This is a genomic window from Exiguobacterium sp. NPDC077395 (assembly GCF_050269125.1).
Taxonomy (GTDB): domain Bacteria; phylum Bacillota; class Bacilli; order Exiguobacteriales; family Exiguobacteriaceae; genus Exiguobacterium; species Exiguobacterium aestuarii_A.
Map to the genome: position 1 here is coordinate 686,633 of NZ_JBNNHU010000001.1, position 15,530 is coordinate 702,162.

The window sequence follows — 15,530 nt, forward strand, 5'->3', positions numbered from 1 at the left end:
AAAAGGAGCGATTTTTCATGTCAATGATTACAGAAATTTACGCACGCGAGATTTTAGATTCACGCGGTAACCCATCAGTAGAAGTAGAAGTCTTCACAGAAGACGGCGGTTTTGGCCGTGCCCTCGTCCCATCAGGCGCATCAACAGGTGAGCACGAAGCAGTTGAGCTTCGCGATGGCGACAAGTCACGTTACCTCGGCAAAGGTGTCTTGAAAGCAGTTGCAAACGTAAACGACACGATTGCACCAGAACTCATCGGCTACGATGTTTTCGACCAAAACGCAATCGATGCGAAAATGATCGAACTCGACGGTACGCCAAACAAAGCTAAACTTGGTGCAAACGCAATCCTCGGTGTGTCAATGGCAGCAGCTCACGCAGCAGCAGATGAGCTTGGTCTCCCACTTTACACATACCTCGGTGGATTCAACGCGAAGACACTTCCAACACCAATGATGAACATCATCAACGGTGGTTCGCATGCGGACAACAACGTGGACTTCCAAGAGTTCATGATCATGCCTGTTGGCGCGCCAACATTCCGTGAAGCGCTCCGTATGGGTGCTGAAGTATTCCACGCCCTCAAATCAGTTCTTTCTGGTATGGGTCTTAACACAGCTGTTGGTGACGAAGGTGGTTTCGCACCAAACTTGAAATCGAACGAAGAAGCGATCACAGTTATCCTTGAAGCGATCGAAAAAGCTGGTTACAAACCAGGCGAAGACGTCTACCTCGCAATGGACGTTGCATCTTCTGAGTTCTACGACAAGTCAACTGGTAAATACGAACTCGCTGGCGAAGGTAAGTCACTCACAACTGCTGAGCTTGTAGACTTCTACGCTGAGCTCGTTGACAAGTACCCAATCCTCTCAATCGAAGATGGTTGTGACGAAAACGACTGGGATGGCCACAAGCTTCTCACAGACAAAATCGGACACAAAGTTCAACTCGTTGGGGATGACCTCTTCGTAACGAACACATCTAAACTTGCTGAAGGTATCGAAAAAGGAATCTCGAACTCGATCCTTATCAAAGTTAACCAAATCGGTACGCTCACAGAAACATTCGACGCGATCGAAATGGCTAAAAAAGCTGGTTACACAGCAGTTGTCTCACACCGTTCTGGTGAAACAGAAGACGCGACAATCGCGGACATCGCTGTTGCGACAAACGCTGGACAAATCAAAACTGGTTCACTTTCACGTACAGACCGTATCGCGAAATACAACCAACTTCTCCGCATCGAAGACATGCTCGGCGATGTAGCGAAATACGACGGCATCAAGTCGTTCTACAATCTCAAAAAATAATTGATTGTTTCAGGCTCGCCAAATGGCGGGCCTGTTTTTTTGTGGATTAACTGGGCGTTTGCTCGAGGATGGGACGACTAATTAGTCGTAACCCCGTCTTTGCGGCACCGATGCTTTCTGCAGGCAATCCACGGAGCCTCCTCGCGCTTATGCGCTTGCGGGGTCTCCGCGAGATTGCTTTCCTGCAAGAGTCACGGTACCGCTTCGACGGACACGAACGCTCTGTATCCGCCATTGAGACCTCGTGCCGTGTTGTATAATGAACGTGACTGATAAAGAGTAGGGGGAGATTGGATGGACCAATCGAATGAACAAGAAAAAAGATTGAGTGGCGGGAACGTATCGACGGTTTATAAAAAGGGGAATTATGTCTATCGCACTCAAAAGGAAGGCAGCGAGCGTATTCATCGATGGTTACGTCACTTGGAGGCAAAGCAACTTTCCGGAGTGCCACGCTTTATCAGAATCGATGATCGAGGAAGAGAAGTGTTAACTTACTTGGAAGGAGAAACCGCAGACTATCCCTTGAAGTCTTACATGTGGTCCGATGAGGCGATTCAAGATGTTGCACGACTGATGAGACGTCTACATGATGCGTCGACAGATTTTGAATGGTCATCGGAGTGGGCACCGATTGACAACACGCCTCAACCGCTAGAGGTCATTTGCCATAATGACTTTGCCGTCTACAATACGATTTTTCATGAGGGGAAAGTATCAGGGGTCATCGATTTTGATTTGGCTGCGCCGGGTCCGAGAGCTTGGGATATCGTTTACGCGCTTTACACGTTCGTCCCGCTCAGTCGCCGGCATCAAGCTGAATCAGGAGAAGTCATCTATTACGATGCGATTCGAGATGATAAGTCGTATCAAGAACGTGTTTCATCATTCTTAAAGGCATACGGTTGGGACAACCCTAAGGAAGACTTATTTGAGATGTTGCAGTTACGCATCGAGGCACTCTGTCTGTTGATGAAGCGGAAAGCCGCTGAAGGGGATATCGCCTTCCAAAAGATGATGGATGAGGGGCACTACGATCATTATCAAGAAGAATTTCGTTTCATTCAAGCACATGGTCAGAAGTGGTTCTGAAACGATGTAGGAAGGGAATAGTTTAGTGAAGCACGAATGGGGAGGCGTTTCTCATGATGATGCTAGGGATTCTTCTCGTCATCGGTCTGATCACATTTGGGGTGTGGTATTATCTAAAAACGAAGCGCGACGACGATTGGTCATGACTCTTTTGTCATGACCTCTATTTTGTGTAAGAACACACAAATATTGGGTATACTCATTACATAACGAGTAAAGGAGCCAATGCTAATGACACGAGTACGTAAAGCCATCATCCCAGCCGCCGGTCTCGGCACCCGCTTCCTACCAGCCACGAAAGCCATGCCAAAAGAGATGTTGCCAATCGTTAATAAACCGACGATTCAGTTCATCGTCGAGGAAGCAGTCGCTTCAGGGATTGAAGACATCATCATCGTCACGGGTAAGAACAAGCGCGCCATCGAGGATCATTTTGACCGTGCGCTCGAGTTGGAGCAAAACTTGGAGTCAAAAGGGAAGACCCGCTTACTCGAATCGGTCAGACACTCCTCGAACTTGGCGAACATTCACTACATACGCCAACAGGAGCCAAAAGGTCTCGGTCATGCGATTTGGTGTGCTCGGAAATTCATTGGGGACGAACCGTTCGCGGTTTTACTCGGGGACGATATCATTGAATCCGACGTGCCGGCGACGAAACAGTTGATTGACCAATATGAGGCGCATGAACGCTCGATCATTGGTGTGCAGCGTGTCCCGTATGAAATGACGAACCGATATGGTATAATTGACCCGCTTGCCGTCGAAGGGAAGCTCATCCCGGTGCGGACGTTCGTCGAGAAACCGCCCGTCGGTGAGGCCCCATCGAACTTTGCCATCCTTGGTCGCTATGTGCTGACACCGGACGTCTTTGAGGCGTTGTCAGGACAAGAAGCAGGGGCAGGAGGCGAGATTCAATTGACGGATGCGATCGCACGCTTGAATGAAGCGCAGACGGTCTTTGCTTACGAATTTGATGGTCGACGCTATGACGTCGGGGAGCCGATCGGATTCGTCGAGACGACGATTTGCCACGCGCTCAGCGATCCTGATTTAAAAGATGACGTCCATGCCTTGTTAAAACGGCTCGTGGACGAACTTGATCAACAGTAAGGTGTGTTATTTTTGAAAACAATGCTCATGGTGTGTCAAAACTATTATCCGGAGATCGGCAGCGCCGGCAACCGGATGCAAAACATTACGCATTTGATGAAGCAGCGCGGGTATGAAGTCGAGGTCATCACGGCCGCCCCTTCGTACCCGAGCTTTGATATGTATCAGGACGATCGTTTCTGGAATGACCGGGAGCTGAACGACCAACCGTTCATCAAACGGCTCATTACGAAGAAGCGGAAACATACGTCCAATATGGTCAGCCGTCTCTTCTTGTTCCTCGAACAGATGGTGAAAGGGATTGGGTCCGTCCGCCAGTTAAAATTGAAGCCAGACGTCGTATTTGCGACGACCCCTTCTTTTTTTATGGCGTTTGTCGGGGTATATGCGAAACGGAAGTATCGTGTCCCCCTCATTTTAGACGTTCGTGACCTTTGGCCGGAATCGGTGAAAGGGGTCGGCGTGTTCAAGCACGACTGGGTGCTCGCGCCGGCATTTTGGCTCGAAAAGCGACTGTATCGAGCAGCTGACGAGGTCATCATCAACTCGGAAGGCTTCCGCAGCTATCTGCGTCAACGCGGTGTCCCGAACGAGAAAATCCACTACATGCCGAACTCGATTCGGGAATCGGAACGAGCGCTTGAGCGGACGATCCCACCGGACGACCGGATGGAGATTTTATACGCCGGAAACATGGGTCTTGCCCAGGACGTGTCCCTCTTACTCGAACTCGCCGAACGGTTCCGTGACGAACCGCGAATCCACTTCAAACTGATCGGCTACGGGTATCGGAAAGAAGAGTTGAAGCAGACGATCAAGGAGCGTGGTTTCCAAAACTTCTTGTTCCTTGAAGCGATGCCACGGACGGAGGCGTTTCAGGCGATTAAAAATGCGGACGTCGCCTTTGTCAGCCTGATCGAGCAAGAAGTGTTCGATACGGTCATCCCGGGGAAACTCATTGACTATATGGCGGTCGGCAAACCGATTGTCGCAGCAGTGTCAGGCCATGCGGCGAATGTCATTGAAGCGGCTGAAGTCGGATTCGTCTCTCGGAAACGGGATATCGATGAGATCGAGCGGATTCTCCGCAAGCTCCTCGACCGACCGGACCTTCGGGAGGCGCTCGGGGCGAACGGGATTCGTTACGTCAAAGAGAATTTATGTTGGGAAGAGAATATCGACGTGTTAGATCAAGTCGTACAACACTTAGTGATGGAGGAAAGACAATGAAGTCAGTATGTATGTTTGTATGGAACCATTTTACGAATGATGCGCGCGTCCTTCGCGAATGCTCGGCACTCGCCGAGGCAGGTTATGAAGTTGATTTGATTGCGCTCCAAGACCCGAAAAATAAAGAGTTACCGAAAGAAGAGATGCGTCCGGAAGGCTTCCGCGTCATCCGCGTGAAGCGTCAGCCATCGATTCTTGTCAACGCGCTCAAGTTCGCGAAAAAGACATACCAATGGGTGAGCGAGAAACGGACCCGTCAAATCGGTGCCGGACTCGTCGGTGCCGGCTTGTTCCTACTCGCACCGTTCACGATGCTCGCTCTCGGGGCAGCGGTCGGGACGATCTTGTTGCCGCAAGTGCGTAAGCAAATCGTCAACGCGAGTGCGATGCTCGAGATGGTGTTCACGTCGACGAAGAAGTCATACGACTTTTATCATGCGAACGATTTGAACACGCTCCCGCAGGCACTACTCGCCGGAAAAGTGTTCAACAAAGGTCGAATCGTCTACGATTCGCACGAAGTACAGACGGACCGTACCGGTTACGGATACATCCAAAGTAACCTTGAAGGATGGCTCTTGCCGTTCGTCGATACGATGATGGTCGAGAACCATACACGTGCGGCACACAATGAAGAGTTGTACGGATTCTACCCGTACGTGCTCCACAACTATCCGTTCTATCGTCCGCTCGACTTCTCGCTCCGTAAGGACTTGCATGCGCTCCTCGACTTGCCGAAAGACGAGAAGATCCTCTTGTACCAAGGTGGGATTCAAGCAGGTCGTGGTCTCGAACAGCTCGTGCTCGCGGCGAAAGACTTCAAAGAAGGTACGCTCGTCATGATTGGGGACGGGAAGCTCAAACCGACGATTCAACAGTTGATTGAGACGGAAGGTGTCGGCAATCGTGTCAAGATGATTGACAAAGTACCGGTCGAAGCGTTACCTTACTATACGATGAACGCCTACTTAGGCTTCCAAGTATTGAACAACGTCTGCTTCAACCACTACTCGGCGTCGTCGAACAAATTGTTCGAGTATTTGATGGCCGAAGTACCGGTCGTCTCATGTGACTTCCCTGAGATCGAACGGGTCGTTGCGGGGAACGATGTCGGGGTGCTCGTCGACTCGCACGATCCACAATCGATCGCAGACGGCGTCAACCGTATGATTGAAGACCAAGCACTCTATGCGCGTGTCAAAGAGAACACGAAGACCGCGCGTGAGAAATATAACTGGGATTTGGAAAAAGAGGCACTCTTGAATGTCTACGCGAACGCAGCGGAGCGCAAGTTGCCGATTATGAAAGACGGTGCGCCAAAGCCAGTACAATCTTAAGACTGCGGCTTTTGCCGCGGTCTTTTTTATATGGAAGGAGGACAATTTATGAAACGTCAACAGCAACATCTATTGCGTCAACAAGTATGGCGCAAGCTACAAACCATCTCGGTGAAGGACATCGCCTGGATCATCGCGGGCTCATTCATTCTCTCATTCGGGGTCAACTACTTCACCGTACCGAACGATTTCTCGGAAGGTGGCCTGCTCGGGGTCACGATCATCCTGTACTACGTCTTCGGCTGGGACCTCGGGCTCACGTCGATCATCGGGAACGGGATTCTCTTTATCGTCGGTTATAAACTGCTCGACCGCCGGACAATGGTCTATTCGGTCATCGCCGTCGTCGCGACGTCATTCTTCCTTAGTCTGACGCACGATTGGGGCAGCCCTGCCGAGGACAAACTGCTCGCGGCCGTCTACGCCGGGATCATGATCGGGGTCGGGATCGGCATGGTGCTCCGTGTCGGTGGGACGACCGGAGGGGGCGTCATCATCGCCCGTCTCATGGAGCGTTATCTCCACTTGAGCGTCGCCGTCTCGATGTTCATCATCGATGCAATCGTCGTCGCGACATCGGGCTTCTTCTTAGGGGAGCAGGTCGTCCTCTATACGCTCATCGCCATCATCATCGGTTCGTGGGTCATCGACCTCGTCGCGGAAGGACTCAACATCCGCAAGGCCGTCACGATCATTAGCGACAAACAAGAAGAGCTCGCCGTCGTCTTGACGGAGACGCTCGGTCGCTCGGCAACGATCATTCATGGACACGGCTATTACACGAAGCAGGACAAGAACATGCTGTATATGATCGTCGACAAACGTCAGATCGCACCACTCAAAAAAATCGTCCAAGTGACGGACGACCGCGCCTTCGTCGTCATCCACCAAGTGAAGGAAGTCATCGGGGAAGGATTCAGCTACCCGTCCCGATAATTTGAATGCTGGTGTTTTGACGATAACTTCTATATAATAAAAGGCGTGTAAATAGAAGGAGGAACTGACTACTATGCAAACGATCGCTACAATCAGCCTACTTGTCGTGGCTGTCTTATTGATTGTCGTCGTACTGCTCATGTCAGGTCGGTCGCAAGGTCTTGGAGCGATTGCAGGTGGCGCGGAGCAGTTGTTCGGACGCCAGAAAGCGCGCGGCTTCGATGCTGTTTTGAACCGAACTGCAGCTGTACTAGGCACTTTGTTTTTCATTTTAGGATTACTAGTCGCATCATTATGATGATAAGGCTGATCGTTCTCGATTTTCACGTGAGGCGGTCAGCTTTTGTTTTTTCGATTTATTTTTTGGGAATAATGTAGATACGAGGAGATGACAGATAAAATGAAAGTGACTGCACCAAAACCGTTCTTCTTCGAGGGCGGAAAACGTGCCGTGTTGATGTTACATGGCTTCACTGGATCGAGCGCGGATGTCCGCATGCTCGGTCGCTTCCTTCAAAAAGAAGGATACACATGTATGGGACCGATCTATCGTGGTCATGCCGTCCCGCCGGAAGAGTTACTCCAATATGGACCAGAAGACTGGTGGGAAGACGTCTTGAACGCTTACCAGACACTCGTCGACAAAGGCCATGAGGAGATCGTCGTCTGCGGACTATCGCTAGGTGGCGTGATGTCGCTCCGTCTCGCCGAGGAGAAAGACGTCAAGGCGGTCATCCCGATGTGCGCGCCGACTGGAATCGATGCCGAGGACCGCTTGTACAAAGGAGTCCAGGCATATGCCCGAGAATATAAGGGTAGAGAAGAAAAGTCGCCGGAACAGATCGAGCAGGAGATGGCAGCGTTCAAACCGATGCCAACGCTGAAAGACCTCCGTGCCTTCGTCCGCGACACGGCGTCGAAGCTCGAGGACATCTTCGTCCCGACACTCGTCGTCCAAGGCGCCAAAGACAACATGATCGACCCAGAATCGGCGAATCAAATTTACGAGGCGGTCAATACGTTCCAAAAAGAGTTGCTCATCTATGAGAACTCGGGACATGTGATCACGCTCGACAAAGAAAAAGAGAAACTGCACCAGGACGTGCTCGATTTTCTCGAAACGTTAGACTGGTCAGTCTAAGAAGGAGGTGTCACGTTGAATTTACGTGACCAATTACTAGAGATCTTACAGGCGAGCGAAAAACCGCTCTCTGTCGATCAACTGACCGAGCGACTACAGCTCGCGTCGACGGATGACTTCAAAGAACTCATCCGCACATTGAATGCCCTCGAGGAAGAGGGTGCTATCGGCCGGACGCGGACGAACCGTTACGGGACGCTCGCCTCGCTCGGCCAAGTCGCGGGGATCATCTCGATTCACCAGCGCGGATTCGGCTTCTTGTCGGTCGAAGGGGAAGCGGAAGACGTGTTCTTGCCGCCCGACCAACTGAAAGACGTCTACCATGGCGATACGATCCTCGTCAAAAAACGCGAGGACAACCGTGGCAAGACAGAAGGAATCCTATTGAAAGTATTAAAGCGCGGGCTCTCGGAGTTCGTCGGGACGTATACGCTCCCGAGCGGTCGACTCGACCAGTTCGCCTTCATCGAGCCGGATGACAAGCGCATCAACTTCTGGCCGGTCGTCAACCCGGAAAAATCGCTCGGTGCCGTCGACGGACATAAAGTCGTCGTGCGCATCACGAAGTATCCGGACGGACGCTTCGCCGGTGCCTGTGACGTCGTCCGCATCATCGGGCATAAGAACGACCCAGGTGTCGACATCTTGTCGATTGTCTATAAACACGGCATTCCGACGGAGTTCCCGGAGGACGTGATTGCGCAGGCGAACGCGGTGCCGGACGAGGCGGATGAGAAAGACTTCATCGGTCGTGTCGACCTTCGTGACGAGACGATTTTCACGATTGACGGCGAAGATGCGAAAGACTTGGACGATGCCGTCCACGTCAAAAAACTCGATAACGGGAACTACGAGCTCGGTGTCCATATCGCCGACGTCTCACATTACGTGAAAGAGGGCTCGCCGCTCGACGTCGAGGCGCTTGAGCGCGGGACGAGTGTGTATCTCGTCGACCGTGTCATTCCGATGCTACCGCACCGACTCTCGAACGGAATCTGTTCCCTCAACCCGCACGTCAACCGTTTGACGCTCAGCTGTGTCATGGAGATCTCCCCGCAAAACGGGAAGGTCGTCAGCCATGACTTGTTCCCGAGTGTCATCAAGACGACGGAACGGATGACGTATACGAACGTCCGTGAAATCATCGAGCGCGATGACGAAGAGACGTTGAAAAAGTATGAGCCGTTCATCGGTGAGTTCGACCTCATGGCCGAGCTCGCGGAAGTCCTTCGGAAACGACGCAACTCACGCGGTGCCATCAACTTCGATTTCGCCGAGGCGAAAGTCGTCGTCAACGAGGAAGGGAAGCCGGCGGATATCGTGCTTCGTCCACGTTCGGTCGCCGAGAAGTTGATCGAGGAGTTCATGCTCGCGGCCAACGAGACGGTCGCTGAACACTTCCACAAGATGGACGTGCCGTTCATCTATCGTGTCCACGACAATCCGAAGCCGGACAAGCTCGACTTCTTCTTCGACTTCGTCGCAAACTTCGGCGTTCACATCGAACGCATCAAAGGACAGACTGTCGAACCGAAGACGCTTCAAAAAATCTTGAAGGCGATCGACGGAGAACCGGAAGAGCCGGTCATCAGCACAATCATGCTTCGCTCGATGCAACAGGCGAAATATGATGACGTATCGCTCGGTCACTTCGGACTCGCGACGGACTTCTATACGCACTTCACGTCACCGATCCGTCGTTACCCGGACTTGATTGTCCACCGTCTCATGCGCACATACGTCTTCAACAACGACTTGTCGGAGAAGACGATTGCGAAGTACGAGGATCGTCTCGGGGCGATCGCCGAACAGGCATCGAAACGGGAACGTCGCTCCGTCGACGCAGAGCGTGAGACACAGGCGCTCAAGAAAGCCGAATACATGGAAGCCCATCTCGGTGAAGAGTTCGATGGTGTCGTCGCCGGCGTCACGAACTTCGGGATGTTCGTCGAGCTTCCGAATACGATTGAAGGGCTCGTTCGTCTTCAGTCGATGGATGACTACTACCACTTCGACGAATCACAGCTCATGTTGCTCGGAGAGCGCACGAAACGTCAGTTCCGGATCGGGGACGCCGTCCGTGTCAAAGTCGACGCCGTCAATCTAGACGAGCGGACGATTGACTTCACGGTCGTCGGCATGCCGAAACGGGAACCGTCGACGCGTCGCCAACCGACGACAATCAAAGCGAAAGGCGGTCGTCCGAAGAAGGACGAGAAAGACCGTCGTGGCGGTCGCGGTCGGGACGATAAGAAGAAGCGCGGCAAACCAGGAAGACCTGGGAAGCCGGGCAAACCAGGTGAGAAACCGAAACGTGACGGGGAGAAGTCTTCCCAAGGCCGTTCGGCACTCGACTTGAAGAAGAAAGACAAGCATAAACGAAAAGGCGACGCCAAACGAGGTGCGAAGAAGCGTCGCTGACGGGGAAGGGCTCGTCCCTTCCTCCGTATCTTGTAGATAAAGGACTGAATGTGTATGGCCAAGAAGAAAGATTCGAACGCACTCGCCCAAAACCGCAAGGCATCCTTTGATTACGCGATCGAGGATACAATTGAGGCAGGCATGGTGCTCACAGGGACGGAGATCAAGTCGGTCCGTCAATCGAAGATCAATATCGCGGATGCGTACGTCCGGTTCGACGGGGGCGAAGCGACGCTTCACAACTGTCATATCAGCCCGTTCGACCAGGGGAACCGCTTTAACCATGAACCACTCCGCGTCCGAAAGCTATTGTTGCATAAGAAGCAAATCAATCAGCTCATCGGGGCATCGGGGCGTGACGGCTACACGATCATCCCGCTCAAAGTGTATATCAAGAACGGGTTTGCCAAGTGCCTGCTCGGCGTCGGAAAAGGGAAGAAGAAGTACGACAAACGTGAGGACTTGAAGAAGAAAGACGCGAAACGTGACGTTGACCGTGCGATGCGCGATCGGCAAAAATACTGACAACGAATCCTGATTGTGGTATATTAAATATAGTACCAATTACCACCCCGGGGACGTTATGGATTCGACGGGGGTAGGTCGGTCGTATGTGGCGTGTCGAGGGGTCGGCCTCGTTAAAACGCAAACGCCTATAACTGGCAAAACTAACACACAACTCGCAGCAGCCTAAGTGCCCTGCGGATCCTGACATCCATCGCTTGTGTGGATGACTTTCAGGGTCTCAAACTAAGCAAGCTACGCTTCAACCTCGCCGTCTGAGGGCGCGAAGAAGAGATGAAACAGACTGGATGCGACAACGCCTGTTTATCGGCAGTGTCACATCGAGATTCAATAGATAAACTACACACGTAGAAGCATACGTTACGATGCCTTCGGACGCGGGTTCGACTCCCGCCGTCTCCATTTTGAAGCAGTCTGTAACGAGTGCGATCAATGATTTTCATGAAGACCTTCTAATTTCATTGAGATTAGAGGGTCTTTGCTTTTGATTGAAGTCATAAAGAAAGGAAGGTGAAGAACATGGGGAAATATCAATTAGACACGAGAAGCAAAGTAGCTGCGGCGAAATACCAAGACGGGAAAAAGCCGACTGTCTCGAACAAGAAAGAACGATTGAACAAGCTTCGTGAAGCGTATTTGCAGAAGCAACAAGATAAGAAGTGATTTGGTGAAGGATTATTGAGTGACTGCTCAATAATCCCTTTTTTTATGGATAGCGGAAACCGATTATTAGGTTTTTGAATGGATTCAAAGGATTGAGCATTCCTTTGTTGAATAGAAACTACGAGTTGTTTTTTGAAAATCGTCATGAAAATATACATACCAAAGGATAATGTGAACGCTAGAATAAAGTTGACAGTTTTTGCTCGATACGATTTTACACTATTGCCGAAAAATCAGAATAGAACTCCGATAGAGTAGTTGAGGCTATTTTATCTCACATCGTGAGTCAAATAACAATCAAAGACTATATGAAATATTTGAGACTTTTCAACAACCCGGAGTATCAAAGTGATTATTTCACGGGCTTTAAAGGGGATGTGGAGAAATTCAAAAAACTGAATACGGTCGAACAGTATGATGTGCTCGTTCAGTACGTTCATGAAAAAACAATGATTGATATCGAACAAATCAAAAAGAGAGTTTTCTGCTCCTGTTTGATGCACCGTGATCTACTTTTTCCGCATTCATTCTACTCATTTATCTACTCAAAAGTAATCTTATTTCAGAAAAAAACTAAATTTCACCAGTGTGAATCTCGCTGTCTTATAGTATGGTGACGAGAAGAAACTTGTTTAATAGGGCAACGACGCTATCATCGAGTTTTAAAAAAAACTACGCAATGCCATGTAGAAGCATACTTTATAATCGCTTCTTACGCAGGTTCAATTCAAGTTATCTTTATTTAGTAAACATCAACCTTTATCTTCATTAAAGTTGATGTTTTTTTATGGTTGTTTTTTCAAAATGTGATGATATGGTATAAGTGTGGAATTTATACAAAAGGAGAAGTTGATATGGAAATAATTTTTATATGGATTGAAAAATATAAAAAAATAGCCAATTTTCAAACCAACTTTGGTGGAGAACTTAAATTATCTTTAAATAATAAAACTTTAAAATTAGAAAAGAATAGTCAGTTCATTGAAGATTTCTTCAAAGTAAGTGATTTTGAAAATTCAATCAGCATGTCCACCATTGTTGGAGAAAATGGTACTGGGAAATCATCTATTTTAGATTTTATTACTCTTTACATGAATAAGGCTAAGATTACTTCTGACTTCGTTTTAGTATTTAAAAATGATAGTAAAATTTACATTGATAGTAAACTTGATAAGCTTAAGATAGACAACAAAGTAAGTGATTTAAAAATTCATCAAGGTAAGAGAACTATATCAAATAAAATTAATTCGGAATTACGAACTCTATTTTTTTCAAATGTATTTGACATCAGATATTTTGAACACTTTAAGGCAGATGAGTTTAGATATAATTTTCAAAATAAATCTTCAAATGTAAAAAACATATCTACAAATTCTTTACTTTGTAAATATGACAATGTGAATTCTTTTCTTAAACAAGATGCTAGTCATCAAATATTTTTTGTAAATGAATTTAAAGAGAAACTAGAGATGGGAAAATTACTTGATTTCCCAGAAAAAATAATTTTAAATCTAGAATATTTTGAAAAGCGGGATGATTATTGGGCATCGGATGTAGATTCATTAATTGATGAAATATCAAAAAAAGAATTTCTTAGTGATTTTCCAGATTTAAATGAAGAAGTTAAAATTAAGAAAGAGATAATAGTTAGATTCTTGCAACATTATTGTCTAGATATCGCTGAAGTATTAGAAAATAATGATGTAAGTGAAGAGAATGTTAGAAACGCTTATTATTCATCACCACGTTTACAATCTGATTTTTTAAAAATGATATATATTAATGTTCTGAATTTATTGAAAGAAAATTATGATGAAAAATATAAAAAGATCAGGTTGGAATTATCTAGAGTTTTCAAAAAATATTCGAATATTATTGAGGCGATTAAATCAACCGATATTATTGAAGACAAGAATACCTTTTATATTAAAGAGAATGATACTTCTTCACAAAATTTGATTTCCTTGTATCGTAAACAATTTTATGAGAAGCGGATTTTAAATTTTCATTGGTCTGAAATGAGTAGCGGTCAATTGAGCTTGTTAAATCTTTTCGGGCGTTTTTACAATGCTTTATATGAATTGGAGTTTGACGAAAGTCGTAAGACATCTAAGCAAAAAATAAGTTATCTACTGATTTTAGACGAATGTGATTTATATTTTCACCCTCAATGGCAAAAGGATTGGCTTTTCCATTTTTTAAGAATGATAGAAATTTTATTTAAGGGCAATGTGCAAGTTATTTTGACTACTCACTCACCTTTTATTTTATCTGATTTTCCCAATTATAACGTTACTTTTTTATCTAAAACATCAACGGTTTCTAATCAGGAAATAGAAGGCAGTCCAAGAACTTTTGGAGCAAATATTAATGAATTATTAACTAACTCATTTTTTATCAATGATGGATTGATGGGGAAGTTTGCAAAAAGTAAAATCAACACTTTTGTTGGCTCTCTAATTTCTGTATCGCCAAATAAAGTTGAGGAGAATAAAGAAGAAATTAAGCGTTTTATTGATATTGTTGGAGAGCCAATTATAAAGAATAAATTAATTCAAATTTTCAATGACAAAATTTTACTGGTTCAAGAGCAAGGCCTTGAATCAAGAATTGAATCGTTAGAAAAAGAACTATTTGAATTAAAGAAACTTCAGGTAGAAAAATGATTGAGATATCGCTTTCTGATGAAATTATTAGAAGACACAAGGATTTTATTTTTGGTGAAAACAAATCCAAAGAGAATAGATTATATCAAAAGTTATTGTTTAAGTATGAAAATGAGGATAGCAAATATGAAAAGGCACTATATAAATTCATACTGCGAAATTTAGAGGATATTATTATTGGCAATATAAAGACTCTTTTTGAGATAAAAGAAGAATTTTCTAAAAGGTTAAATAGGCTTTCAAAGGAGAAACAAATTGTTTTTGTAAAAGAATTAGATATTTTTCATGAAGAATATTTAAAATTCTATGTGGATAAAGTTTTTAATGCGTATGAATTTCAAAAATTACTTCAGATTAATATTTGTCCATATTGTGCTACTCAATATATATTTTTATATGAGTCATCCGATGGGAAAACTCGAGGAACATTAGATCACTTTATCGATAAAGCTAGGTATCCTATATTTTCTGTTTCAATTTATAATTTAGTCCCTTGTTGCAAAGTATGCAACTCGGATTTTAAAGGCAGAAAAGAAATGGATGTTATTAACTTTTATTCTCCATACGAGAAAGGAATTATCGAAAATATTTCGTTTTCAAAAGAATTGGTTGAAAACAAAGAAGAAATCATAGTTCCTAAAGTTGTAAGGGAACTAAATTTAAATGATGAATCGACTGAGATTGATTATGTGAATATGTTCTTGGGTATAGGGGATGATTTTAATATTCAGCTTGATTATTCAAATGTTCCATCGGATATAGCAAGGAAGATAAAAGGAAATATCGAATTATTTAAAGTTTTATACATTTATAATATTTATCATAAAACTACTGTACAGGACGCTATAAAAAAAGCTTATCTTTACAACTATATTTATAGGAAACAACTATATGATGCGTTTGGAGGTTTTTTCTCTAGTGAAGAAGAACTGAAACAAATATTGATGCCTAACAAAAAATGGGATGATAAATTAATTTTAAATAAGTTGTTGCGAGATATTTTACTTCAAGAAACAAAAAATTTTATGTATTAACTTTAAACGAAATCTTACGGTGAGCCGATATTCGTGTCAATTACGCAGCGGAAAACGGAAAA

Annotated in this window: 13 protein-coding genes and 1 other RNA gene; all 14 read left to right on the forward strand. The window is 46.1% G+C overall.

The window, feature by feature from the left end; all coding sequences use genetic code 11:
* Positions 1–17: 17 nt before the first annotated feature.
* The 14 genes from eno (at position 18) to ACQKD4_RS03610 (ending at position 15,468) form a co-directional block, all read left to right on the forward strand.
* Positions 18–1,310 (forward strand): phosphopyruvate hydratase, encoded by a 1,293-nt coding sequence (eno, locus tag ACQKD4_RS03545; protein ID WP_224861713.1) that lies wholly within the window; start codon positions 18–20, stop codon positions 1,308–1,310.
* A 294-nt stretch (positions 1,311–1,604) separates the two neighbouring features.
* Positions 1,605–2,402: a phosphotransferase enzyme family protein gene (locus ACQKD4_RS03550; RefSeq protein WP_427372493.1), complete on the forward strand. Its 798-nt coding sequence runs from the start codon at positions 1,605–1,607 to the stop codon at positions 2,400–2,402.
* Between the two features lie 231 nt (positions 2,403–2,633).
* Positions 2,634–3,515, forward strand: coding sequence for a UTP--glucose-1-phosphate uridylyltransferase GalU (galU, locus tag ACQKD4_RS03555; RefSeq protein WP_214693547.1), 882 nt, complete (start codon positions 2,634–2,636; stop codon positions 3,513–3,515).
* Between the two features lie 21 nt (positions 3,516–3,536).
* Positions 3,537–4,745 carry a glycosyltransferase family 4 protein gene (locus ACQKD4_RS03560; RefSeq protein WP_427373262.1) on the forward strand — a complete coding sequence of 403 codons (1,209 nt, stop codon included), beginning with the start codon at positions 3,537–3,539 and terminating at the stop codon, positions 4,743–4,745.
* Entirely contained in the window at positions 4,742–6,082 is a 1,341-nt protein-coding gene (locus ACQKD4_RS03565; protein ID WP_427372494.1) for a glycosyltransferase, read from the forward strand. Before ACQKD4_RS03560 ends, ACQKD4_RS03565 begins: the two co-directional genes overlap by 4 nt.
* Positions 6,083–6,130: 48 nt before the next feature.
* The gene (locus ACQKD4_RS03570; RefSeq protein WP_083600113.1) at positions 6,131–7,018 is read left to right on the forward strand and encodes a YitT family protein; all 888 of its coding nucleotides are present in this window, start codon (positions 6,131–6,133) and stop codon (positions 7,016–7,018) included.
* Between the two features lie 73 nt (positions 7,019–7,091).
* Positions 7,092–7,316 carry a preprotein translocase subunit SecG gene (gene secG / locus ACQKD4_RS03575; RefSeq protein WP_012726902.1) on the forward strand — a complete coding sequence of 75 codons (225 nt, stop codon included), beginning with the start codon at positions 7,092–7,094 and terminating at the stop codon, positions 7,314–7,316.
* Between the two features lie 102 nt (positions 7,317–7,418).
* Positions 7,419–8,159, forward strand: a complete 741-nt coding sequence (locus ACQKD4_RS03580; protein ID WP_214746082.1) for an alpha/beta hydrolase — start codon at positions 7,419–7,421, stop codon at positions 8,157–8,159.
* A gap of 15 nt (positions 8,160–8,174) precedes the next feature.
* Positions 8,175–10,580 carry a ribonuclease R gene (gene rnr / locus ACQKD4_RS03585; protein WP_214746085.1) on the forward strand — a complete coding sequence of 802 codons (2,406 nt, stop codon included), beginning with the start codon at positions 8,175–8,177 and terminating at the stop codon, positions 10,578–10,580.
* A gap of 54 nt (positions 10,581–10,634) precedes the next feature.
* The gene (gene smpB, locus ACQKD4_RS03590) at positions 10,635–11,105 is read left to right on the forward strand and encodes an SsrA-binding protein SmpB (RefSeq protein WP_214693541.1); all 471 of its coding nucleotides are present in this window, start codon (positions 10,635–10,637) and stop codon (positions 11,103–11,105) included.
* A 49-nt stretch (positions 11,106–11,154) separates the two neighbouring features.
* Positions 11,155–11,510: a transfer-messenger RNA gene (gene ssrA, locus ACQKD4_RS03595) on the forward strand.
* A 114-nt stretch (positions 11,511–11,624) separates the two neighbouring features.
* Positions 11,625–11,768, forward strand: a complete 144-nt coding sequence (locus tag ACQKD4_RS03600; protein WP_427372495.1) for an alcohol dehydrogenase — start codon at positions 11,625–11,627, stop codon at positions 11,766–11,768.
* An 854-nt stretch (positions 11,769–12,622) separates the two neighbouring features.
* The gene (locus ACQKD4_RS03605) at positions 12,623–14,434 is read left to right on the forward strand and encodes an AAA family ATPase (protein WP_427372496.1); all 1,812 of its coding nucleotides are present in this window, start codon (positions 12,623–12,625) and stop codon (positions 14,432–14,434) included.
* Complete coding sequence (locus ACQKD4_RS03610) at positions 14,431–15,468, forward strand: hypothetical protein (protein ID WP_427372497.1); 1,038 nt, start codon at positions 14,431–14,433, stop codon at positions 15,466–15,468. Before ACQKD4_RS03605 ends, ACQKD4_RS03610 begins: the two co-directional genes overlap by 4 nt.
* Positions 15,469–15,530: the final 62 nt, after the last annotated feature.

What these genes read in the sequence shown, in the direction of transcription:
- ACQKD4_RS03605 (WP_427372496.1), top strand. Translation starts at nt 12,623, where the DNA reads ATGGAAATAATTTTTATATGGATTGAAAAATATAAAAAAATAGCCAAT.
- eno (WP_224861713.1), top strand. Translation starts at nt 18, where the DNA reads ATGTCAATGATTACAGAAATTTACGCACGCGAGATTTTAGATTCACGC.
- ACQKD4_RS03560 (WP_427373262.1), top strand. Translation starts at nt 3,537, where the DNA reads ATGCTCATGGTGTGTCAAAACTATTATCCGGAGATCGGCAGCGCCGGC.
- galU (WP_214693547.1), top strand. Translation starts at nt 2,634, where the DNA reads ATGACACGAGTACGTAAAGCCATCATCCCAGCCGCCGGTCTCGGCACC.
- ACQKD4_RS03580 (WP_214746082.1), top strand. Translation starts at nt 7,419, where the DNA reads ATGAAAGTGACTGCACCAAAACCGTTCTTCTTCGAGGGCGGAAAACGT.
- ACQKD4_RS03570 (WP_083600113.1), top strand. Translation starts at nt 6,131, where the DNA reads ATGAAACGTCAACAGCAACATCTATTGCGTCAACAAGTATGGCGCAAG.
- ACQKD4_RS03550 (WP_427372493.1), top strand. Translation starts at nt 1,605, where the DNA reads ATGGACCAATCGAATGAACAAGAAAAAAGATTGAGTGGCGGGAACGTA.
- secG (WP_012726902.1), top strand. Translation starts at nt 7,092, where the DNA reads ATGCAAACGATCGCTACAATCAGCCTACTTGTCGTGGCTGTCTTATTG.
- ACQKD4_RS03565 (WP_427372494.1), top strand. Translation starts at nt 4,742, where the DNA reads ATGAAGTCAGTATGTATGTTTGTATGGAACCATTTTACGAATGATGCG.
- smpB (WP_214693541.1), top strand. Translation starts at nt 10,635, where the DNA reads ATGGCCAAGAAGAAAGATTCGAACGCACTCGCCCAAAACCGCAAGGCA.
- ACQKD4_RS03600 (WP_427372495.1), top strand. Translation starts at nt 11,625, where the DNA reads ATGGGGAAATATCAATTAGACACGAGAAGCAAAGTAGCTGCGGCGAAA.
- ACQKD4_RS03610 (WP_427372497.1), top strand. Translation starts at nt 14,431, where the DNA reads ATGATTGAGATATCGCTTTCTGATGAAATTATTAGAAGACACAAGGAT.